This window comes from Flavobacterium weaverense (assembly GCF_003688495.1).
In the GTDB taxonomy this organism is placed as follows: domain Bacteria; phylum Bacteroidota; class Bacteroidia; order Flavobacteriales; family Flavobacteriaceae; genus Flavobacterium; species Flavobacterium weaverense.
In genome coordinates this window covers 124,943-147,849 of the sequence record NZ_REFH01000011.1, presented here as the reverse complement: position 1 = coordinate 147,849, position 22,907 = coordinate 124,943, and the positions used below count along the sequence as shown (strand labels likewise).

17 protein-coding genes are annotated in these 22,907 nt (G+C 34.9%); 8 read left to right on the top strand and 9 right to left on the bottom strand.

Annotated features, from left to right (window positions below; translation table 11 throughout):
* The first annotated feature begins 72 nt into the window (after positions 1-72).
* From BC961_RS12820 to BC961_RS12805, 4 genes are all read left to right on the top strand, one after another.
* Positions 73-1,314: a DUF262 domain-containing protein gene (locus BC961_RS12820; RefSeq protein WP_121926253.1), complete on the top strand. Its 1,242-nt coding sequence runs from the start codon at positions 73-75 to the stop codon at positions 1,312-1,314.
* Positions 1,307-2,326 (top strand): AAA family ATPase, encoded by a 1,020-nt coding sequence (locus BC961_RS12815; RefSeq protein WP_121926252.1) that lies wholly within the window; start codon positions 1,307-1,309, stop codon positions 2,324-2,326. The genes BC961_RS12820 and BC961_RS12815 overlap by 8 nt, the downstream gene beginning before the upstream one ends.
* Positions 2,327-2,328: 2 nt before the next feature.
* Positions 2,329-3,234: a hypothetical protein gene (locus BC961_RS12810; protein WP_121926251.1), complete on the top strand. Its 906-nt coding sequence runs from the start codon at positions 2,329-2,331 to the stop codon at positions 3,232-3,234.
* Between the two features lie 250 nt (positions 3,235-3,484).
* Positions 3,485-4,576 carry a Fic family protein gene (locus tag BC961_RS12805; RefSeq protein ID WP_121926250.1) on the top strand — a complete coding sequence of 364 codons (1,092 nt, stop codon included), beginning with the start codon at positions 3,485-3,487 and terminating at the stop codon, positions 4,574-4,576.
* A 149-nt stretch (positions 4,577-4,725) separates the two neighbouring features.
* On the opposite strand, the gene BC961_RS12800 is transcribed toward BC961_RS12805, so the two are convergent.
* The 5 genes from BC961_RS12800 to BC961_RS12780 all read right to left on the bottom strand — a co-directional run bounded on the left by BC961_RS12800 (position 4,726) and on the right by BC961_RS12780 (position 10,151).
* The gene (locus tag BC961_RS12800; RefSeq protein WP_394345452.1) at positions 4,726-4,965 is read right to left on the bottom strand and encodes a tyrosine-type recombinase/integrase; all 240 of its coding nucleotides are present in this window, start codon (positions 4,963-4,965) and stop codon (positions 4,726-4,728) included.
* A 333-nt stretch (positions 4,966-5,298) separates the two neighbouring features.
* Positions 5,299-7,281 carry a conjugal transfer protein MobC gene (mobC, locus tag BC961_RS12795; protein ID WP_121926335.1) on the bottom strand — a complete coding sequence of 661 codons (1,983 nt, stop codon included), beginning with the start codon at positions 7,279-7,281 and terminating at the stop codon, positions 5,299-5,301.
* 17 nt (positions 7,282-7,298) lie between these two features.
* Complete coding sequence (locus BC961_RS12790; protein ID WP_121926248.1) at positions 7,299-8,591, bottom strand: relaxase/mobilization nuclease domain-containing protein; 1,293 nt, start codon at positions 8,589-8,591, stop codon at positions 7,299-7,301.
* Complete coding sequence (locus tag BC961_RS12785) at positions 8,579-8,971, bottom strand: plasmid mobilization protein (protein ID WP_121926247.1); 393 nt, start codon at positions 8,969-8,971, stop codon at positions 8,579-8,581. The genes BC961_RS12790 and BC961_RS12785 overlap by 13 nt, the downstream gene beginning before the upstream one ends.
* A 277-nt stretch (positions 8,972-9,248) precedes the next feature.
* Complete coding sequence (locus tag BC961_RS12780) at positions 9,249-10,151, bottom strand: toprim domain-containing protein (protein ID WP_121926334.1); 903 nt, start codon at positions 10,149-10,151, stop codon at positions 9,249-9,251.
* 155 nt (positions 10,152-10,306) lie between these two features.
* On the opposite strand from BC961_RS12780, the gene BC961_RS12775 reads away from it, so the two are divergent.
* The 3 genes from BC961_RS12775 to BC961_RS12765 all read left to right on the top strand — a co-directional run bounded on the left by BC961_RS12775 (position 10,307) and on the right by BC961_RS12765 (position 12,801).
* Positions 10,307-10,600: a hypothetical protein gene (locus BC961_RS12775; RefSeq protein WP_121926246.1), complete on the top strand. Its 294-nt coding sequence runs from the start codon at positions 10,307-10,309 to the stop codon at positions 10,598-10,600.
* A gap of 318 nt (positions 10,601-10,918) precedes the next feature.
* Complete coding sequence (locus tag BC961_RS12770) at positions 10,919-12,433, top strand: MauE/DoxX family redox-associated membrane protein (protein WP_121926245.1); 1,515 nt, start codon at positions 10,919-10,921, stop codon at positions 12,431-12,433.
* A gap of 101 nt (positions 12,434-12,534) precedes the next feature.
* Positions 12,535-12,801 (top strand): DUF6520 family protein, encoded by a 267-nt coding sequence (locus BC961_RS12765; protein ID WP_121926244.1) that lies wholly within the window; start codon positions 12,535-12,537, stop codon positions 12,799-12,801.
* 71 nt (positions 12,802-12,872) lie between these two features.
* Here the strand turns inward: BC961_RS12765 and BC961_RS12760 are convergent, their stop codons facing one another.
* From BC961_RS12760 to BC961_RS12750, 3 genes are read right to left on the bottom strand one after another with little or no spacing between them, the layout of a single operon-like run.
* Positions 12,873-15,473: an alpha/beta hydrolase family protein gene (locus BC961_RS12760; protein ID WP_121926243.1), complete on the bottom strand. Its 2,601-nt coding sequence runs from the start codon at positions 15,471-15,473 to the stop codon at positions 12,873-12,875.
* Between the two features lies 1 nt (position 15,474).
* Positions 15,475-16,854, bottom strand: coding sequence for a RagB/SusD family nutrient uptake outer membrane protein (locus tag BC961_RS12755; protein WP_121926242.1), 1,380 nt, complete (start codon positions 16,852-16,854; stop codon positions 15,475-15,477).
* Positions 16,855-16,870: 16 nt separating this feature from the next.
* Entirely contained in the window at positions 16,871-19,903 is a 3,033-nt protein-coding gene (locus BC961_RS12750; protein WP_121926241.1) for a SusC/RagA family TonB-linked outer membrane protein, read from the bottom strand.
* A 1,439-nt stretch (positions 19,904-21,342) separates the two neighbouring features.
* Here BC961_RS12750 and BC961_RS12745 point away from each other — a divergent pair.
* Positions 21,343-21,849, top strand: a complete 507-nt coding sequence (locus BC961_RS12745) for a helix-turn-helix domain-containing protein (RefSeq protein WP_121926240.1) — start codon at positions 21,343-21,345, stop codon at positions 21,847-21,849.
* Positions 21,850-22,010: 161 nt separating this feature from the next.
* Here the strand turns inward: BC961_RS12745 and BC961_RS12740 are convergent, their stop codons facing one another.
* Positions 22,011-22,907 carry a DNA adenine methylase gene (locus tag BC961_RS12740; protein WP_121926239.1) on the bottom strand — a complete coding sequence of 299 codons (897 nt, stop codon included), beginning with the start codon at positions 22,905-22,907 and terminating at the stop codon, positions 22,011-22,013.

Genomic DNA, 22,907 nt, shown 5'->3' with positions numbered 1-22,907 from the left:
AACGTTTTAATCAAATATTTTTGAACGATAACATATACTTTAAATAAAAATACTAAATTTCAAAAAAAATAAATGGAAAATAATTTAGATCATGATAATTATACAGAAGAAGAGTTAAAAGGATTAATAACTGGTGTTGAAGATGAAGAGGTTGAAGAAATACAACCTTTCGATCCAGAAAAAATTTCTATTGATACAAAGCCTGTTACAATGGATACATGTTTACGAAGATTAGAACAAAATACAATTATATTAAATCCAGATTTCCAACGCAATGAAGTATGGACTCATGAAAAGAAATGCCGCCTTATTGAATCTTTAATTCTTAAAATACCCTTACCGATGTTTTATGTTTCTTCGGATGAGGACGGTAATTTTTATGTAGTTGACGGATTACAAAGATTAAGCACAATTAGAAGTTTTGTTTTAGGTGACGAGTATTTAAAAACAAAAGATGCTTCATTGAAAGGTAATGGCTTCAGGTTGGGTAGTCTTGAATTTTGGGGTTTGCAATACAATAAATTAAATTTTAAGGAATTACCAATTAATATTCAAAATAGAATCCAAGAAACTGGCTTTACTTTTACTATTATTAATCCAGGAACACCTGAGGAAGTAAAAAGAAACATATTTAAGCGTATTAATACCGGTGGAGAACCGTTGACACTTCAAGAAATTCGACATGCATTATATATCGGTCAATCAACGAAATTATTACTAAAATTATCATTAAAGAAAGAGTTTTTAGATGCAACCGATTATTCTGTTAAATCAAATAGAATGATGGATCGGGAAATAATTTTGAGATGTCTGTCTTTTACAATCCGATCTTTTCAGAAATATCCGAGAGATAATGATATGGATGGTTTCTTAAGTGATACTATGAGAATTATTAATTTGGTTCATAATGACAAGCTGATTTCTAATTCTGACAAAAGTTTTCTCGATAAGGCAAATGATTATGACCCAATTGTAAATAAACTTGAACAACTTGAAATGCGTTTTACCGTTGCTATGAAAAGAGCCAAGGATATTTTTGGCGAACATGCTTTTAGAAAAAGTTACCCTGGAAAAAGAAGAACTCCAATTAATAAAGGTCTCTTTGAAGTTTGGGGTAATTTATTAGGTAGGTTAAGTGAAAAAGAATTTGATAACCTCAAAATAAATAAGAAAAAATTTATTAATTCTCATACAGAATTACTAAACGATGAAAATTTCATTATTGTGATTTCGCGAGATAGTCAGAAATTTAGTAGTGTTAAAACTAGATATGAAAAATTAAACGATTTATTAAACCAATTTATTTATGATTAGCACACTAAACCTGTCAGGATTTAAATCCTTTTTAGAAAATGAAATCGAATTTAATAATCTTACTATACTGACAGGAGTAAACAGTAGTGGAAAAAGTTCTGTTTTACAAGCTTTATTAATACTCCAAAATGCATTCAACAACCATTCTGATATTTTACTTGAAGATCATGGTAGTTTAAAAGATATTAAGAATCCTTATCAAAAGGAAAATATTGTTTTTACGGTTACTGATAGAGATAATCACGAGTCGGAATTAGAATTGGTGGATGATTTTCTGACTGGAAATAATTTCAAACTTTTTAAAGATCACTTGAATTTTCCTGAGATAATTTATATTTCAGCAAACAGAGTAGGTCCACGAAATACTGTTCCTATTTATAATAATTTATCCCTAGTAAATAAAATTGGAAAAAACGGAGAAAATCTTTTTCAGTTTATAAGATGTTACGAGTCACATACTCTTAATTCCTCTCTAATTCACCCTAATTCCGAAGGCAATACTGTTGAATTTAATATTCGAGGTTGGCTTAGCGTTATCTCGCCAAACGTAAAATTCACCTATAATATTGATGAAATAAGTGATACATCTTATGGAATGTTTAATGGTTATCGATCAACTAATGTTGGTTTTGGTTTGAGTTATTCTTTATCTGTTATTTCAGCATTACTTATTAGCACGTTAATACCAAATTCATTATTAATTATTGAAAATCCTGAAGCTCATTTACACCCAAAAGGACAAATTGAAATTGCTCGTTTAATTGCATTGTGTTCTAATTTGGGAACACAAATAATAATAGAAACTCATAGTGACCATGTTTTTGATAGCATTAGAGTTGCATGTAAAGAAATCCCTGGATATAATGAAAAAGTACAAATTCATTGGTTTGAACTAAATGAGTTTGGCAATACAAAAGTTATTTCTCCTACTATAGATGATGATGGACGACTTGACGATTGGCCAAAAGGCTTGTTTGATCAATTTGAAATAAATGCATCAAAACTTTTGTAAAAATGAGACACTTTTATTTTAACGAATGTTTTCCAAAAACATTTACAGATGATGAAACAGTTAAATGTTTTCAAAAAACAATTAAGGAGTATACTATTCTGAAGAATAAATTTGGCGAAAAGTTAACAGGAATTTTAACCGATCGATCTCCTGACAAGATAGCCGTATCTATCGCTTTGAACCTTACCCAAGCAATTAATTTACTTGAAAGAAATTACAAAATTATTGCACTTACGAATTTTAATAAATATCCGATTGATTATTTTTTTGATATTGAGCAAAATCTAGAATTACTTGAAAAAAAATTCATAATTAAGGTTGGTGACGATTCATTTGATGCACTTAATCCACAAATTTCATTTTTAAATAATGGAATTTTGTTTTCGCTTGGATTGCATGATGATATTCGAAAAAATGAAATCGATATTAATCACTCAACTGGTGAAAGTTCCCTGATCAAGAATCAATTTGGTACAAGTGAAAATACTACTTTACTTATTGCCATTATAGATGATGAATTAACACAAAGTCTTGACGGATTTGCAAAATTTATAAACTTATTTCATAGTCCAAAGTTCTTTAAGAGTTTAAAATCCGAATTTGAAAGGTTACCATTGAACTGTCAAAATTCAATTATTGCAGACTTTTCTAGAGCAATAGATCGGAACCTTGATACAAGATTTTCAGCTGATGGTGACTTAATAAAAGATGTAACTCCTGATAAGGAAAAATCGATTAAGGTTTATGAACTTCGCGTTTTTGACCCTATTGCAATCCGAATATACTTTTATGAAAATGGTAATGAAATTTATCTCGCTAAAATAAAGAGAAAACCTCCCAAGAAGTCACAGTCTAATGACATTAAATCATCAAAATCACTTATCAAAGAACTTATGAAGGTTAGTTGATAATTATATTTCCATATAACATTGATTTTGATGATGCAAAGTTTTAGTAGGTTTACCTTTTCGCATCAAGTTTTCGTCAAGCCGAAAATTGAGAGATTACGAATTTCCACCGATCTTAAATTGACAGAGCTTATGCGGTAAAAAAACAACTTAATACACCGCATTTTTGCGGTTTATAAATATTTTTTACACCGCAAAATAACTTTCGTACGGTAATTAAACACTATATTTACCGCAAAAATGCGGTAGTATGTATATTTATCAAAAGAAAGAGTGGCCAAATTTTACTTGGGATGCAGCTATTATTACGCCATTATTAGGTAAAGTAAGGCATCAACAGGGCATTATACTGGGTGTCATGCAAGGGCTAGGTTTTCGGTTACAAGAAGAGACAGTGCTTCAAACACTGACTCTAGATGTAATTAAGTCTAGCGAGATTGAAGGGGAACAACTCAATCATGATCAAGTACGATCATCAATAGCAAAACGACTAGGCATTGAGATAGCCGCAGCTGTACCAGCTGATCGTAATGTAGATGGTGTTGTAGTAATGTTACTAGATACCACACAACGCTACGAAGAACTGCTAGACGAGGAGCGTTTATTTGGGTGGCATGCAGCGCTGTTCCCAACAGGTAGAAGCGGAATGTATAAAATCAAAACTGCGGACTGGCGCGATGGTGTGATGCAAGTAACTTCGGGTGCTATGGGGAGAGAAATAATTCATTTTGAAGCACCAGTAGCGGATAAAGTACCCCATGAAATGGATGTCTTTTTTAATTGGTTTAATTCCGATCAATCGCTTGATCCTGTATTGAAAGCGGCTTTTGCTCATTTGTGGTTTGTTACCATACATCCTTTTGACGACGGAAACGGTCGTGTCACCCGAGCGCTTACTGATATGCAGTTAGCACGAGCAGATCAGAGTAAAAAACGATTTTACTCCATGTCAGCACAAATTCAAATTGAGCGGAAAACATATTATAGTATTTTAGAAAAAACGCAAAAAGGGGATCTTGATATAACAGATTGGTTAGACTGGTTTTTGAACTGTTTGTTCCGTTCTATGAAGCAAACAGACCAAACTATTGCCATGGCTTTAAAACGTGCTCAATTTTGGGAAATTAATCATAATATTGATTTTAATCATCGCCAACAGAAGGTTACTCAAATGTTACTTGATACTTTTTTTGGAAAACTAACCGTTTCTAAATACGCAAAGATAACTGGCGTTTCTACTGATACTGCGTTAAGGGATTTGCAAGATTTAATATCTAAAGGGATTTTAGTGCAAGAAGGGGCTGGTAGAGGTACTAGTTATAAATTAATTGACTTAGTATAAATATTTGTTATTAAGTGGATTATATAATTATAAACTTGATGCTTTTTGAGTATAATTTTTGCAGGATATAAAATATTGATCGATATAAATGTCAAGTTTTTTGAGTAAAAAACTTGACATTTTAAATTCGATTATTGCATGGTTTTATTTTAGAAATATTTTGAATTTTCAAATACATCATCAATAATTTTGTCAAGCTTTTTGTTTGGTAGCTTGTTTAAATAAGCCTGAGTGGTTCTAATATCGGTATGACCTAACATTTCACTAATAGCATCGATAGGAATGTTTTCAAACTTCAAAAACGTGGAAAATGTATGGCGAGCAGTATAAAAAGTGATGTGTTTGCTAATTTTTAAAATTGCCATCATTTCTTTCATAGCTGGATTTATTTGTCCAAGTAATTTATGACTTCAGTTTTTAATTTTTTTTATGGTCATGTTTTCATCTAGTAAAAGAGGAAATAGATAAGAATTCATGGATTTTTTGTTGTATACTTTTAATATCTCGAGCGAGTGATCACGCAGCTTAAAATCTAAATGTACTCCGGTTTTAGTTCTTAAATAGGATAGTCTTTCATCGTATAAATTTGAATTGTTTAATTTTAATAAGTAAATAAAATTCATTCCCCTACAGTAGAAACTGAATAGATACATATCTTTTGCAAATTAATGTTTTCTCATTGAGCTGCAATCTTTCTTTGGCGTAATAGTCAATACAATCGGCTACTTCTTCAACACCAAGTAAGCCAGTCCAGGATCATTCAGCAGACGCTCCATCTCAGAATGAATAATGTCTTGAACCTCCTGTTTAATTTGAAGATAATTACGCTGCACCGTGGCATTGTCTAACTTTCGAATAATTGGAATTTCTTTATAACTATCCTGTTCTTTTTTGAGTGCTTGATGGTCATTTAGAATTTCGCAATGAAATGTTTTTAGTTCTATTTTACAGTCAGGATCATCAGCTACCATACCAACAAACTCACCAGAACTGAGAGAAGAAATATTGGAAGGAGGAACAGCAGACTCTAATTGTTTAGACCGGCTTATAGAGGTATCGCCACTATTAATAGAAAGACTTTCTCTGTCTTGCATAATTTTCCCAAATCGCTCCGAAAGTTGTTTGGCAGTATCACCAGTAACCTGACCGCTAACAATATTTCCGGTGATATTCATAATCACATCAGCCTGTTCGCGGCCATACTCTTTACGAAGCTGACTGAAGTCTTGAATCCCCAAACAAGTAGCTACTTTATTAGATCGTGCAGTAGCAATAAGGCTATCCATATTATTGAGATAGATTGTTGGAAATTCATCAAATATCAAACTGCTTTTCTGTTTGCCTTTTTGATTTACTTGCTTGATCAGCCTACTTACATAGAGTGATAAAACAGCACCATATATTTGTATTTTTTGAGGGTTATTTCCCATACAAACAATCTTTGGCTCTTCTGGATTATTGATATCTAAAGTAAAATCATTTCCAGATAAAACATAATACAGTTGGGGAGAGGAGAGGCGTGCCATTGCTACCTTGGCGGAAGCGATCTGACCTTCTAATTGTTCCATAACATCGTTGAGGTAGGCATTGACAAAAGGATTTATTAATACTTCGACTTCCTTCTCCGTACGCAATAGGGTAAAGAGACTGTCATAGTCCGCTTGCATGAGTTCAATCACATGCGGTAGCGTACAGAATTGTCCCTCCTTGTATTTTTTTAAATACCAGATAATAGCGGTTAGAAAATTGATAGGAGATTCCACGAAGAAATCGCCCTGACGTTTGATCCATTCTCGGTTGAGTCCCATAAGGATGGTGCGGGCTGATTCGGCTGCATCTGTAATGTCCGTCATAGCTGAAGGGTCTAAAGGATTACATCGATGGGTTCGGGTTAAGTCATCAAAATTGATGATGTAAAATTTAGGAGGTATAGGATATTCGTGTTTGTGATTCAGCCAGGTATTATAAGCTATTCTGGAAAGATCATCGAATTTGAAATCATAGACGAACATGGTAAATCCTTTTCGAATATGTTGGGTGATCACATGCCGAATTACAAAATACGATTTTCCGGATCCTGGAGACCCTAAAACCATCAAAGCCCGGAAAGGATTGATAATATTAATCCAACTGTTTCGTACCTTATCTTTCAAATGATAACGCGCTGGAAGATTGATCGAGAATTCATTTTCGAGTAGGCGTTCTTCCTGCGGAAAAGTCTCATTTTCTTTGTTGAAAATATCTTTGCTGTTGAGTCTGTTTTTAATGATTCGAGAAAGTATAGTACCTCCAGAAAGTATCAATAGAAAACCAATCGAAGAAATCGAAATATACAAAATCGTTACTTCCGTAATCTTGATTTTTAGCAGTAAGCAAAGCGAACTTAAAAAATAGATTAACAGTCCAGTACTAATGTAAGCAAAAGCTGTTTTATGATTTAGTTTCTCTTGCTTCCTGCCTTTGGCACCCAATAAAGAAATGAGAAGAAATCCTAAGGCAAATAACTTTGACTTATGAAAATTACTAAACAAACCAGCCTTGTAAATAGTACCTAAAATCTGGTCGCTAAATGGACTATTGAATCCCCAGAATTTAAAAGAGGAATAGCAATAATAGTAAAAGTGCAATCCTAAAAGCAGGATGCTGATAAGCCGAGTCATATCTAATATTTTTCTCAAGGCTTGGTCGTTTTCTCCAGTTTGCATAGCCATAACTTAATAGTTTATTGATTGTCAGATTGTCCTTTTCTTTTCTTCTTTTTTCGCTTTCCTTTTAACTGCTTCGGTAAATAATCCGATGCTTGTTCTGGCTGTAGTAAGTGATCGAATACTTTTCCTAAATCGCTAATTGGGAGTACCGTCGAAGTCTCTTTTAAAATAGAATCTTGAGAATCCCATTGACGCTGACCCTCCCCAGAATTTTTAGTATTAAGAGTTGTTTTGTTTAGACCAGCAGATTCTGATTCGCAACGCTCTTGAATTGCTTTAGCACTGTATTGTTTTCCTAAAGCGCTACCATTAAAAACACACTTAGTTCTATGGTCAACATAGGTTATCCCAAATACTAAACCATCTGCATTCTGACGAAGGACAGCCTTGATACCTTCTTTTTCCAATCTTTCTAATAGTTCTGGAAGCCTTACCGGTTTATTCCCCAGTAATAGAAGATCTACCGTGTTTTTCACCCTTAGTTTATGAGGCTTTCGCCGCTGTTCGTTCTGAATGAATTTCTCTTCTAGAAATTTAAGCGTTGGCTTACTATAAAAGTCACTCGCTTTGATGGGAACTCCAACCTTATTTCCATTTTGATCTAGAATCCGATATAGTAATCCCTTGTTGACAAACACCCTAGAATTTTCGCTGCCTCGATCAGCCAGTATATTGTATTGTTGCAAGACTGCATTAAGTTCTGGAAGGCTCGTGTATTTATATTGGTTTAACACTACAACGAGCACATTAGTAATAGCTCTTTTAGTGGGAGTACGACCGTATAACACTTTAATAGCTGCCACTGGTTTGAGTTCATAATCTTGTTTTCTTTTATGACGTTCAGCGGGAACTAAACCAAAGGAAATTTCTATTTCTTTTCTGGCTATTTCAGACTGGTTTTGACCAATGTTTTGGGTATCAATTCTGCTTCCATCTTCCCTCACTTTTATGGAGACGATGTGAAGGTGAGGATGTCCCGCATCATGATGCTGATAGATCAAATAAGGTTGTTGGCCAAAGCCAATTTTCTCCATATAAGTATGCGCAATAGCCATTAGTTTTTCTTTAGATAAAGATGTTTCTGAAGGGTCAAAATTTAAAGAAATATGTACGCTATTTCGTGTCACATTTTCGTTTAAGGCAGTTTGTTTTAACATCCGATTCAGTTTCATATCTATTGCCAAATTAGCATCATCAATTGGGTAATTTCCTGCTCCCATAAATACCGCAACTCCTTCTTTGACTTTGTTTTCATTGTAGTTCAGAATACGATGAATAGAGTGACCTGTTTTGATTACCGTAACCATATTTCTGCAAATTTTTGGATGGATTTTTTAACTTCATCAATCTTATTAAAAAGAATTTTACTTTCCAGTTCATAGCGAATCAACCAACTTTTAAACTCAGGAATCTGCTGTAGAATATGAAGCTTTTTTACAGCCTGATTAAAGTTATTACCTATTGCATTTAGCTCGTTACGAAGCTGAATCATTTGCAACATAAATTCATCCAACGAAGCGTCTCTGTAGGTAGTTACAATAGGCTTATTAAAAAGACTTCTGCGTACATAATCACTTAACTTTCTACAGGTACTGGCTTTCCATTTTCGCTCTATTTTTGCATACTCGGCAGCTGTTAAACGCAGCCCAATTATGCGTGTTCGGTTTGAATTTCCTTTTTTCATCATCTCTAATTTTACTCATTAATTCAATATTTTTAACTTGTCCTTGCGGAACTGCAATACTTCATTTTAGTGTGTTTAGGCCTATTTTTGATTTTCAGTTTCAATGCCCACGAGTCCCGAGTGATAGGCAGCCAGACTCGGTTGTTTAACAACCGGACATCTGGCCGATTGCAGGAACGTGGCAATCTTTTAGCTACTTGTAATGGCCTTCGATCATTAAAGTTGTTTTTAGGGGATTGCATGCGGTAGTACTAATTCCTTATGAGAAGTGGGATAGTAGCTAACTGTTTTTATGCCTCAAATTATTCTTTTTTGACTTTCCAAAATTCACTGACCAATCGTTGAGGTCTTTATAATTTCGATAAAGGGTACTTTCATCTTTGTATTTAGTACTCAGAGAAAGTGCACGCTTGGTATAGGATTGACCTGTTTCGTCCCGGTCAAAATATAGCCGAATGGATTCATGGTTTTCCATAAAAGGACGTGCTCTTTCGAAAAAAGAAACAGAGTTAAGAATGACAAAATCCTGACTATTTTTAGGAAGGTTTTTGGTCATCGCTTTAAAGGATAAATAGTCAAAAAAGCCTTCAAAAACGACTACCTCATTACTGCCGTTTTCGAAGGTGGTTATTCCTTTTGGTGAAGCTGTTGTTTTGAAATAGGGATTGCGAATTTCATAGCCTCCCAAATCATTTTTAAAACCAATTCCATAGTAGGTATTATCATTTAAACTATAGTGAACTTCCTTGCAAAACTGTTGTGCAATTTCAACTGGTATAGTACGCTGTTCGAGATAGCGTAATAGCGAATATGAAGTCAGTGTATTTACTTCCACAATCTTAATTTTAGGTTCTTGCTGGCCACTATTTTCTAAAGAGGAAATTAGTGGCTGTTGAAGAGAAAGATTTCCACTTAGGTTGCGCAGTAATTCAGGAATGCTACACTTGTAATATTCGATACCAAAATCAATCAAGTTTCCACCTTTGCCAAGGCCGTGGTCATACCAACGATTTAATCTGCGATTGATTTTAAAAGAAGCTTCTTTTTCATCTCTAAATGGCGAAAGGTACGAGTAGTCATTGTACCTAATTTTTTCAGGTTCAAAACCCAAGGACTTTAAGTAATTAACTAGATCTATTGTTTTGGCTTGCTCTATTGAAAAGCTATTGTTGCTGAAATTCATAACATACATTTTATCAGGTTCATAATTCAGATTCCGCTTACTAAAGTAAAAAAGCTAAATCCCTTGACCAATCCTCATCATATTTTGACTGGGATAAATTGAAGTAAGCTTCTTATTTTTGGAGTACTGAATTATTAATTTAAAACGAGAAGATTATGCTAACAACAAATGAGGTAGCCCAGGTTTTTGATACGATCCTTAGTATCCCTGGCATGAATGAGCTGGTGAAGATTGATTTGAAAATCTCCCGTAAAAATGTATTGTTATTAAACCATGTTATCGAACGTGGATTATTAGCTAAAGTAGATGATAAAGCATCAAACTTATTGACCAGTGTTCCAGAAGACAATTTGGAAGAGTTGCGGTCGTTAGGAGGGGAGTGCTTATTAAAAGCTGGACTGATAGAACTAAGTGAAAAGCTAACTGCGTTGAGTGGTACCACGAAGTAGAATGTATTATTAAATAAAAACTAATAGAATGTCAAATAAGCTGATACTGCGTATTTGGCATTCGTTGGTTTTAATCAGCTGCGTTTCTAACAATAATAGCTCTTTTTGTTCTTTTACTAAAATTGGCTTGATTTTCAAATATTTTGGCTTGATTTTCAAAGCATGTTTCCAAAAAAAGGAATGTAATTTTGGTAAGTATTTAATAATGATTGTTTTAAATAAGCGTCAAGACTTTGAAACTTTAAAATATTTATCCAGAGGAACTTGAAAGTGGTGAACATTTAAACTTCATTCGGTTTAACCCAAAAAAGAACAGCAATGAAATTAAGCGCACCAATAAAGAATGGAACCATTGAGATAATTTGTCTGTTGTACTTACTGCTATTTGTGTATGCTGCAGTGAGTAAATTATTGGATTTTGAGAACTTGCAGGTGCAGCTGGGGCAATCGCCATTGTTGAGTGCTTTTGCAGGATGGGTGTCTTGGGGAGTTCCAATTGTGGAACTAATCATAGCCTTACTTTTACTTGTTCGAAGATTTCGTCTTGTGGGTCTTTTTGCTGCTTTTAGCTTGATGGTTATGTTTACGACCTATATCATTATTATTTTAAATTTTAGTTCATTTGTTCCCTGTTCCTGTGGTGGTATTTTAGAGAAGATGGGTTGGATGGAGCATCTTATATTTAATATTGTTTTTGTACTGTTGGCGGCAGTGGGCATCTTGTTGCTGGCTGGTGGAGTTTCTAAGGAACGCCGAATTTTAAAGCCCGCTACTCTTGCCACTATTTTTTCGGTATTACTACTTTTTAGTATTGGCATCATAGTGCTGTTGTTTATGCTGTCAGAAGAAATCATTCATAACCGTAATAATTTTGTCAGACGTTTTCCTAAACACCCTACAGTCTTACAAAATAGTATGGAACTTCCATTTGATACCTATTATATTGCTGGATATGATCAAGAGTTTATTTATCTAGGAAATCGCTCGGCCCCACTACTAGTTACAATAATTGATACTGCTCTTCAATCAAGTCGTGAAATAAGGATTAACCTTCCACAAAATGAGTTTCCCTTTATTACACCAAAATTAAAAGTAGTACCGCCAAATTTCTATTTTACTGATGGAACAGTTCCCTGTATTTATAGCGGAAGTATGAAAACTTGGAAAGCAGAGTTAAGACTTTATAAGAACACTTATTTTTCCATTTTTGAGCCAATCTCAATTGAAAAAGCTGCAATAAGGGCAATCGGTATTAATAGCAAAGAGCGAGTAATTGGAACAATAAATTTGGCTAATAAGAATAAACTAAAACTGAATGATAATCTGTTACAAAAACAGATTGATGGTTTTTTTGATACTGATGGGATGCTTCTTTATAATAGGCAGCTCGACACCTTGCTGTACACTTATTATTATCGGAATACTTTCTTAAAAATCCATCCCTCTTTAACTTCTTATAGTGTGGGTAATACCATTGATACGATTTCACAAGCTCAAGTGAAAATTGCTACAATCGAATCTAAAGGAATTACTACCCTTGCGCAACCGCCTTTACAAGTCAATAAAAATACGGCGACATACGGTCATTATTTATTTGTGGATGCGGCATTGATTGGAAAATTTGAGCCCAAAGAATTATGGCAGAAAGCATCAATCATTGATGTTTATGATCTTAGTAAAAACAAATATATTTTCAGTTTCTATATTTATAACAAAGACGACCAAAAGATGACAGAATTCATTGTAATCAATGATTTGATTATATCACTTTTTGGAAAACATTTGAAAGTCGAAAAGCTAAATACAACTTATTATATTCCGTGGAGCAATTAATGCAGTGGCGGTTCAATAGTTGTTTAAAATATACTGCGCAGTATCAGGGGAAGATCGAAAACCTGTAAAAGAGTAGATCAATAATCTTTAAATATATTATTATGAAAAAGACAATTTTAAAACCAGTTCTTTCTTTTTCGGCTGTTGCATTTTCGGTGTTTGCCGCCTTTGCTTTCAGTCCTACGCCACAGAGAGCGACTCTTGTGGATGTTTGGGGTTCAGATCCAAGCAATAATTGTGAGACTACAACTACCAAATGTACCACTGTAAGCGGAACGCCTGTGTGTACCAATCTTATTGATGGAAAGCAATTGTTTGATATGAATGCCAATCAAACCGACTGTAACATTGAGTTGTACAGAAAATAGAAGCTGTGCTAGCAGTTTTTAAATGACAATGCCGGAATCACTAAGTTGATTTCCGGCATTGTTCATTTTAATTAAGGCATCCCATTGGTAAGTGCAGACTTCTTTCCTTTTAAATAGTAATCGAACCAATTCTTAGTCTTTTTAGTTAAATCCTTCTGGAGATCGGAGGTGTGGATAATATGCGATTCATTGTCATATACTAGAAAAATGTTCTTTTTTCCTAATCTTCGCAACGCCATATGAAGCTCCGCACTTTGCTTCCAGAGCACATTAAAATCTTTACGCCCCGCCCAAGTAAATAAAGGTGTAGTTATTCTATTGGCATGATTCAGAGGAGAGTTTTCTTCATAGGATTCCCAATTGTCAAAAGGGGTATAGCCCATGCGGCCTTGGTGCGACTCATATCGCCAAGCATTGGATCGAGAAGCAACAGAATCGTATGCAAAATAGCCTGCAATAAGATTCATAATCCCAGATCCTGCAACAGCTGCAGCAAATGTATTACTCTGTGAAATTGCAAAAGCAACTTCATAACCTCCATAGGAGTGACCAATAATACCTATACTATCTTCAAGTACACTATTTTGTTTTTTTATCTCATTAACAGCAGATTCAATGCAATCGGCAGATGATAGGCCTGGTGATCCTATTTTAAAACTAATATCGGGGAGTAATACCATGTATCCATCAAGAAAATAATTGGAAGGAGTAAACCCCATTGCACTATATTCTGTGGGCGGATAATAGTCGTGAAATTTATACGATACCTTTTCGTAGACCAGCACTATTAATGGATATTTTTTACCTACGATATAGTCTGCCGGTTTATATAAAATTCCCTTTAGATTCTCTCCATTTTTATTTTGATATTTGACTATTTCGGCAGTTCCCCACTGGTAGTTTTTGGTGTGCTCATTGGATTGAAACAATACTTTAGATTGTGCCATTTCAGGGCTTTTTATCATCAATCTTGGTGGGATTGTTGCGGACTGTTCTATAAAAATATAGCTTTCACTGTTGGCTGCTTTGCGCAATCTACTATTTCCACTTTTGCGATAAACTAATTGTTTTAATTCAAGCTTAGGAAACCATTTAAAATAGCCACTTTCCATATTCTCAGCCAAGGCTTCTAATACTAAACCTTTAGATAGCTCAAAGCCTTGTGAAGGAAGATCTTCCTTATTTCGTGTTGGGCTTTCGCTATAAATTGTAGTGTCGATCCGATACCTCACCTTATCATTTTTTCCATTGGTTAATCTTTCATTCTTTTTTCCATCTGGGGAAAATAACCAAACATCAGTTGAATCGTATATAATTAATGATTTCTCATCGTGAGACCAGCCAGGGCTATCGTATGGCAACTTTACACCAGGATACTGATCACTAGAGTCTATTAACTGTAGTCCTAACCCTTTGGTTATATTGCGGTGAATGTTCTTTGATATATCGTACACCCACCAGTTTTCATCCTTAAAGTAATGAATGTAGCTTCCTTTAGGAGAACCTCCCATCATTCCTGGGGCTGTGGAATATTTTTCTAGGAACAAGTGAGTATTACCAGTGAATAAATCTCTTATGTAAAAATCTGCCGGAGAATAATGCTCGTATTGAGGTTCGTATTTCAATGAATTAAATACGAGAGCTGATTTTCGGTTGGCTGTAAATAAAATGTTGGGGTACTCTTTTGTTCCTACACTCATTAGTTTTCCCGACTTAGGTGTCCACATCCAGAGTTTTGGAATCTTTTTCTTATTGCCCAAGTATTTGTTTAGTGTGTATTCAAAGGGCGATTGAGAATTCCATATTTCATATGGTTGCTGTTTAGACTCCTGCTCGCCTCCGGTGGTTGAAATAAAGATGGTTTTCCCGTCTTCTGAAAATGTTAGAGCAGGAACTCCTCGTCTTAACGTTATGCGCTGCGAGTTTAAGGAATCTACGTCAGATGATTGAAGCACTTTGATTTTATCGTCAGCTCTGTTATACCAATATACTTTGTGATCCGGAGGTTTTATTCTATCATCTGGTAATTCTTGAAAAAAAGATAAAATTTTGCTGTTGCTACTCCAGTACAATTTTTTATAGCCATTGCTAGCTTCTTTCGTTACTGTTTTTAGCGAAAAATTTAGTGCAGGATCAATAATAGCTACCTCTTGAGACCTTAAAACCGCTATAGTTCCGTCATTCGCAATAGTAAAATCGCGGACATCCGTAAAAGATTGTTCTGTATTCGTATCGTACTGATAAATGAGAAGATCCGCTGAATTCCCATTTTCACGAAGAACTAGCCAGTAATTCCCTGATGAATAAAATTCATGGCTTCTTGTATTAGCGTAGGTTTTCAGGCTTCCAGACTCTAAATCTAATAAGGACAATCTTTTTTGCGTATCCATGGATGCAAACCACTTACTGTCCGCACTAAAAACGGGTGCACTGCCTGATGGGAAAGCTATTTTTTTACCAGATTTACAATGCTGTACAAAAAGAGTGTCAGCACCGTAATCGTAGTTTAAATTATAACTTAACCAATTGCCGTTTGGCGAAATTTCGGCGTTTTGCAGTGAACTCCATTTATGGTAGTCCTCTACTTTTACAGCACGTTTTTGAGACTGGCTATAACTCAATATCGTTGCAAAGAGTAGAGGAAAGAGAATTTTGAAAATTGAGACTTTCATTTTAGTATCCTGGATTTTGCGGTAGAAGATTCTTGTTTAATAATAGTTCTGATTGTGGTATAGGGAGCAGAAGCTGGCTGTTTTTCCATTCTGACTTTAGTGGTTCCAACACTTCTTGCGCTTGCTTGGTGCGCTTTAGATCAAACCATCGGTGTCCCTGTTCTGTAAATAACTCACTACGTCTTTCTATAGCAACTGCGTTCAGTAGACTTTCAACGGTGCTGGCGCTTGTATTTAACAGACCAGCACGATTTCTTATTTTGTTGAAATCCCCCTGTGAACCAGGAATGTTATTTAGATGTGCTAAAGCTTCGGCGCGAATTAAGTACTGTTCAGCGAGACGAAATAGGATGGTATATTCCTGTGGTGGAGTAGAGCCCAATGTCTTTTTATATTTATAAGCGTAAGGCCAACTTTCATTTGCACTTGTAACGGTACGTATCCATTGACTCCTTCTCTGATCACCTGGCTCAAATGAGGCCACAAACTGTGGGGAGAGAGCGGGTTTTGTTGGTGGGCCTTTTGAGAATACAAATGTTCTCGCATCTTTCGTATTCGCTCCAATAAAACCTGGATGTAATGCCCAGATTATTGCTTTTGATTCCCGGAGGAACTCTAGTGCTGGATTAGCAACCCACACGTATGTTGGATTTTCTATTACTGCCGTTGCTTTCACAGCGGCATTAGTCCAATCTTTCTTATATAAGTACACACGGGCTAACATTGCAGTAGCGACTGTCTTATTCGCTCTAACTCTTTCCGATGTAGGGTAATCTTGTGGCAGTAATTTTTCAGCCTGAATCAAATCTTCAATAATATGCTGCCATACTTTTTCTTGAGACAACTTTTGAATTTGTGTGTTTTTTAGATAATCGGTTGTTGTAATATAAGGAATATCACCAAAAACATTAACCAGATTAAAATGAATAAAGGCTCTTAGAAATAAAGCCTCTCCAGTAAGTCGCTCCTTATCAACAAGATCAATCGCTGTTGATTTTTTTAGACCTTCCAGAAGTAGGTTTGTTGCATAAATTTCAGAATAGCTAGCATTCCATAAGGATAGAACTAAACTATTTGATGATAAAATCGTATGGTTATTAAACTGCTTGATTTCTTCACTTGAACCAAAAAACTGCATTTCATCAGAATAATTGCTCATTAAACTAGAGAGACCTGAAAAAGAACCATTGACCATTCCTTCTTCTCGTATGCGAGCATATATGTCTATCATTGCTCCTTCTGCTGTAGCGGCATTCTCAAAGACGGCAGCAGTTGTGAGTTGTGATTGCGGTGTATCTACTTCAGTAAAGCTTTCACAAGCAGTGCAAATAAGGAAACTGATAATTGACACAATAAATAATTTAGATTTTGTAGTTTTCATCTTTTAAAATTTAGAATTAGAAGGCTAGGCGAAATCCTAGTGTAAACTGACGTAAAGGAGGTAATGAAGTGACCGATTGATTTTCAGGATCGGCACCTTTAAATTTCGTAAATGTTAAGAAATTTTGACCTTGTGCATATACAGTAGCAGAAACTGTTTTAGACCAAGGCGAAGGAATACGGTAAGACAAGCTTACTGTCTTTAAGCGTATAAATGAGGCGTCACTGAATGCTGCATTACTATCAAGGAAATTATATGCGGCTTGTACTAAGGTGCTATTTGCTCCAGTAGAATATTGTTGTGCTATTGCAGTTGAATTATCCTGAGGAAAATGGCTTACGATTTCTACTGGCTGATTTACAAATGTTCCAGCCAATGTTGAGGTATATCGATAATTGCGTCCTTGTTGACTTACAAATTGGAAAAGAAAATCGAAGCTCCAGTTACGAAGCGAGAGCTGATTAGAAAAACCACCATAGAACTGCGGAGAAGTATCAGCTATTTTCTGACGGTCTGCTTCAAAAGTTATTTGCCCGTCGTTATTATAGTCCCGAAAGGTGTAAGCTCCACTTACAGGGTCTATACCCGTGTAGTCAAATACTTTTCGTATGGAGAGCGACTCTCCAATCACCAAGCTGTTTGCGTAGGTCGATGCGTCTAAGTTAGGAAATGCAACTAATTTGTTTTTTGGCAGCGTTACATTTAGAGAGCTTATCCAAGAGAATTTATTGTTTTTTAGGTTTACGGTACGTAATTCCACTTCCAAACCGGTGTTCTGTACTGTGGCAGCAAGATTAGATTGTATCGATGAAAAACCTGTTGTGCCAGGTAGAGGAATACCAACCAACTGATTGGACGAGCGATTTTTAAACCAAGTGCTCGTGAGGAAAATGTTATCGCGCAAGAAACCCAACTCTAAACTAACCTCAAACTTTTTATTGGTCTCCCATCCAAAGTCGGGGTTGTAAAGTCGAGAAGGAGCTAAGCCTGCTATGCCATTATATAGATAATTAGATACTTCGTAGGTATCAAGGTACTGGTAATCCCCAATTTGGTCACTTCCAGAAGTCCCATAACTACTACGCAGTTTTCCAAAACTCAATATATTTTTGTTCTTTTTCAAGAACAATTCGTTTGAAAATATCCAAGCAGCACCAATCGCTCCAAAATTAGCAAAACGTTTTCCTGCCCCAAATCGGCTAGAACCATCGCGTCTGCCTGTTAAATTCAGTATATAGCGCTCATTCCACTTAAGGTTGACTCGTGCGAAGGCTGCATTGTATCGATATTCAATTCTTTCGTGATTGATTATCGATAATGTTGAAGCTGCATTCAAATTATTTATCAGCGCATCACTAGTAAACCCAGATCCCACTTGTGCTAGTCTACTCGTTTCTTGATTTTGAAATGTTGTACCAATCAGAAAATCCAAATCCAGTAAACCATAAATGCCCTTGTAATTAAGTTGAGGTTCAATAATCCAAGAACTTCCTGTTCCGCTGCCGATATAAAGTGATGCTTCATGAGTGCTAGTGTCAAATGGATTATAGCTGGTTAAAGGGTTCGTGATTGTTTGCATTAAGCTAGTTTCGGTATAACCAAAGCTTGTTTTTGCCTGTAGCCCTGTTAGAATTTCATAGGAAAGGAGTGCGTTTGCCACTATGCTCTTATTAGTGATTTTGTATTTGCTCTCGAGAAAAGCCAAAGGGTTATTGAAAGTACCGTCTTCCCAGTTTAGTTTTCCTTTACTATCATAAAGATCTGGGGCATTTGGGGCTAAAGTGTAAGCGCGTGATGTTAGATCACGACCAGGAAGATTATTGGAGTCAGAGGTGTAATTAGTTGAAAAGTTGAGGCTAAAACGTTGATCGACTGAAGTATGATTTAAATTACTATGAAAGGCCCCTTTACCATAATGCGAATCGCCAGGAAAAACGGTGGTTTCTCTTCTGAAGGTTCCACTAAGGAGGTATTGGGTAGTTGCGGTACCACCAGAAAATGATGCTTGTAAGTTATTGATTTGAGCAGTACCTCCTATGAGATTTTTAGCCCAGTTAGTTTCACGGTTTTGACTCCAAGTTCCATTTATGTCAAAGGCATCAGCTGGGTACTGACTTATGCCATCATTTGCAAATGCCTCCTTCCGCATTGCTAAATACTGCTTTGTATTCATGACATTTAAAGTACGACTAACTTTCCCTATACTCGTAAAAGAGTTAAGTTCGAAGCGAGTTGCTCCAATAATCCCTTTTTTAGTAGTGATCAAGACAACTCCGTTCGACCCTCTTGAACCATAGATAGCGGTTGCATCAGCATCTTTTAGTACTTCTATGTTTTGAATATCAGCAGGATTTAAATTATTTAAAGGGTTGGCGAGTCCCTTTATAGCACTGGCACCTATAATGGGATCAGCGAGTGATTGCGATGCAAATGGTACTCCATCAACAATATAAAGCGGCTCATTTCCCTCAGAACGAATACTATTTATCCCTCTAATTTGAATATTGAAACCTCCTCCTGGAGCACCAGTTTCCTGCGTAATATTGACACCAGTCATTCGACCTTGCATGGCAGCCAATGGACTATTAACTGGTTGCGTTTCAATATCTTTTGCCGTGATTTTTGCGATACTTCCCGTGCGCTCTTTTTCTTTGACCGAATAATAACCAGCATTGACACGAACTTCTTGAAGAGCGGTAGCATCTTCCTTTAGTTGGATATTAACTATTTTTTGCGAACTAATAACTACTTCAACGGTTTTGAACCCCATGAATGAAAAGACAAGAACATCAGTAGGAGAGGCAGTGATAGAATACTGACCAGTGTAATCTGAGATAGTGGTAGTGGATCTTCCTTTAACGGTAATAGTAACTCCAGGCATGGGGCCAATACCATCTGTAATAGTACCAGTAATTGGTGCTGGCTCTTGTTGTAACGTTGAATAGGTTACGCTATTGCTGGCGGTGATAGAAGGGGAGTACAAGTAAATTCCTAAAATAAAGGAATACCCTATTGTCCTTATACCCTTGATTAATGAATAATTTTTCATAATTTTGGTTATTGGTTAGATGAAACGAGCGTTTTATGCTACTATGACTCTCTATTTAGTTTGCCGACAGAGGTAGAGAGTCTTTTTTTAATTAATGCGCCGCGAAGGCACAAAGGTTTTTAGTTTTTTATTCAATCATAGGCTGTATTCATTTTTTTGTTAAAGATTTCTAGTTGTTCTTCCTAGTTAAAAAGCTCAATAGTATTTTGTTAATTTCAAAGTGAAAACGTTTTTTGTAACTTTATTAATCTTGCATTTAAAAGATTTTGCCAATCTTTACAATAGGTTTATTTAGGGTTGCCCGAAGCCAAAAATCCAAAGACATATTATTACTATTAATGCCAGTACTAGAGCAGTAGTTATTTGTTTATAATATTTCATATTGTTGGTTATTAGTTAGACATTATTTCCCGTGACTTTTTGTAACTATTGCTAAATTTCAGAATAATAAGAGAATTAGTACTTGAGAAATTATGCTAATAATTTTTAAAAATCTTAAACAACCTGCATCACTTGATTACTAACTCAAATTAAATTATGTCCATTGTATTCAAAGGATTTTTGGATGCAGGTGCTTGATTTACCAAATTTTAAATTCATGACTTTTGTCTTACAATTGATTGTAAGGATAATAACAAGCCTTTAGCCAACACTATTTTAATAAATAGACATTATGCCTTTCGGCTAGAAAGACTGCTTTTGCTCCCCGTCCCGAAACATATTCTGAAAACTTAAGACTACCATTTGGAAAATAGAAATAAAGACAATACTTTTAAAGTGCGAGTTTGAAAGATTAAAGTTTTAAATCTAAGTGCCTAGTGTACGCGAGGTTTACGTTGTGCTATAGGTTGGGATTATGATAGCTCATAAATCTCATTTTATTGCTGCTTAGGATTTCAGGTATCAGTACATAATAATACTGATGATTGAAGCTACTCTTACATGAGTACATCCTGAGCTAACACGTCTTTGTTTCGGTAAGGTTCGGCTAAAGGCAAGCTACATATTAGTAGATAATTAAGGTGGGATGCAGGTAGTAATACATAAAAAATTCGTTCTCATAATTTATAGGTTTATGGTTATGAAACGATGTATTTCGGGTATGAAGAGTGCTTGCAGAAAAAGCAAGGAGCGGCCTCACACTTTAGAGTCAAGGGCGACCAAACCCATCTTTAAAATCTTTTGATTAAAAAGTTACTATCTAAAGCTTACGTGAGAACCGCTCGCATGCCGTTTGCAAAAGTAAGAAACTTTATGACATGGAGCGACTTCACGATACTCTCGATAGTAAAATTGGTCGTTTTGACTCGAGATAACATCGTTTTAATTATGCCGAAAAGGCTAATTATCAATTCGCTAATACAAATATATGAAAATATTTCAACCATGCAAATAAGTTTTAAAATAAATACTAAATAACATTAAAAAAGTTAATTGCAATGACTCAAAAGTTTATAGAAGAGGAAAATAAAGCCTCATTATATCGAATCAACCTTGGTGTAAAACTTAAGGAAATTAGGCTTAAAAAAGGTTTTTCAATTAAAGATATAATTGATATGACGAGCATATCAAAAAGTAGTGTTTTAAAAATTGAAAAGGGAGAAGCAAAAGATATTGATAATTATGTTGAATATGCAAAAGCTGTGGAGTATCCTTTTGAAACTTTATTAGATTTTAAAATCAAATTAGAACCTTTGAATCAGTTATCTGCTTTGCGTAAACAAGCTACCAAATTAACAGCGAAAATTCGTAAGAACATTGTAAATACTTCTTTTTTAGAGGCTGGAAAAACAATAGCTGAAATAAGAGATGAACTGATCAGAAGAAATGAAATTAGTAGCACAGTCAAATCAATCGAGATTGCTGGAGTTATGAGGAATCTCGTCGATGACTGCATTATAAGAAAGGAAAAAAAAGGAAGTAAGAATCTTTATTTGAAGGTTTAAGAGGGAGCTTTTATAATTTAGCGATTTATTGATAGCGGGAGAAACTGATAGAGAAATTGGAAAGATAACATTAGCTGTAAATTATAGATTCCATTATTAAGCCATAAAATTATTAATATACAAAAGCAAGGTGGGGCTAAACTTTATAATGCCAAATGTTATTATTTGTATATAATTTCTTTTTTTCCTTTTGATTTCTTTAATGAAAATCGTGTTGGGATAAAATCATTTACATCGGGTAAAACTAAATTATCACTAAAAAAAAGAAGTTCTTTTCCCTCTCTTGATTCAAATGCTGAATGATTAAAACTGTATTTTTTCTTTGTTTTGTTTACATACAAATTTTCTATAAATTCATGTTCATCATATGAGACTATCCATTTTGAATCCTTTATTTTCAATATTCTATCACTAACAGATATATGATTCAAATCATTGTAATGATTCATGTATAACGAATCTGCCTTTAAATAATATGGAGGATCAAAATAAAAAATTGTATTGAGTTTGCAGGAGAATTCTATCTGGTCTACTAAATCTATAGCATCTAAATTATAAAGAGTTATATTTTTTGAAAAAGACGATATCAATCTAATTCTATTTATAATCTCATCCTTATTGAACCTGCAATCCATCTTGTAATTCCCGTCTTGATTTTTACCTCCAATCACTCCTGCTTTTAAAATTCCAGACCTGTTTGTTCTATTTAAGAAAAGTGTGGAAAACCCTAGACTTAATAAGTCAATATTTTCTTTGTCTTTCTGAATTGCTTTTTGTAAATCCCAGTTTGCTATACTCATTTCTGATTTTAAAATCATTTCACATAATCTTTCAGTTTCATTAAGAACAGAGTGCCAAAAAGCAAATAAAGATCTGTCTTTATCGTTTATGGTAATCTCTTTCACAAAACCTTCAATTAATAAAAACATTGCTACTGATGCTCCCCCTGCATAAGGCTCTACATAATGAGAATGAATATTATTATCAATACATATTTTAGCAATAAATGAAGATAATTTATTTTTTCCTCCAGGATAGCGTAAAGGTGAATAAAACAT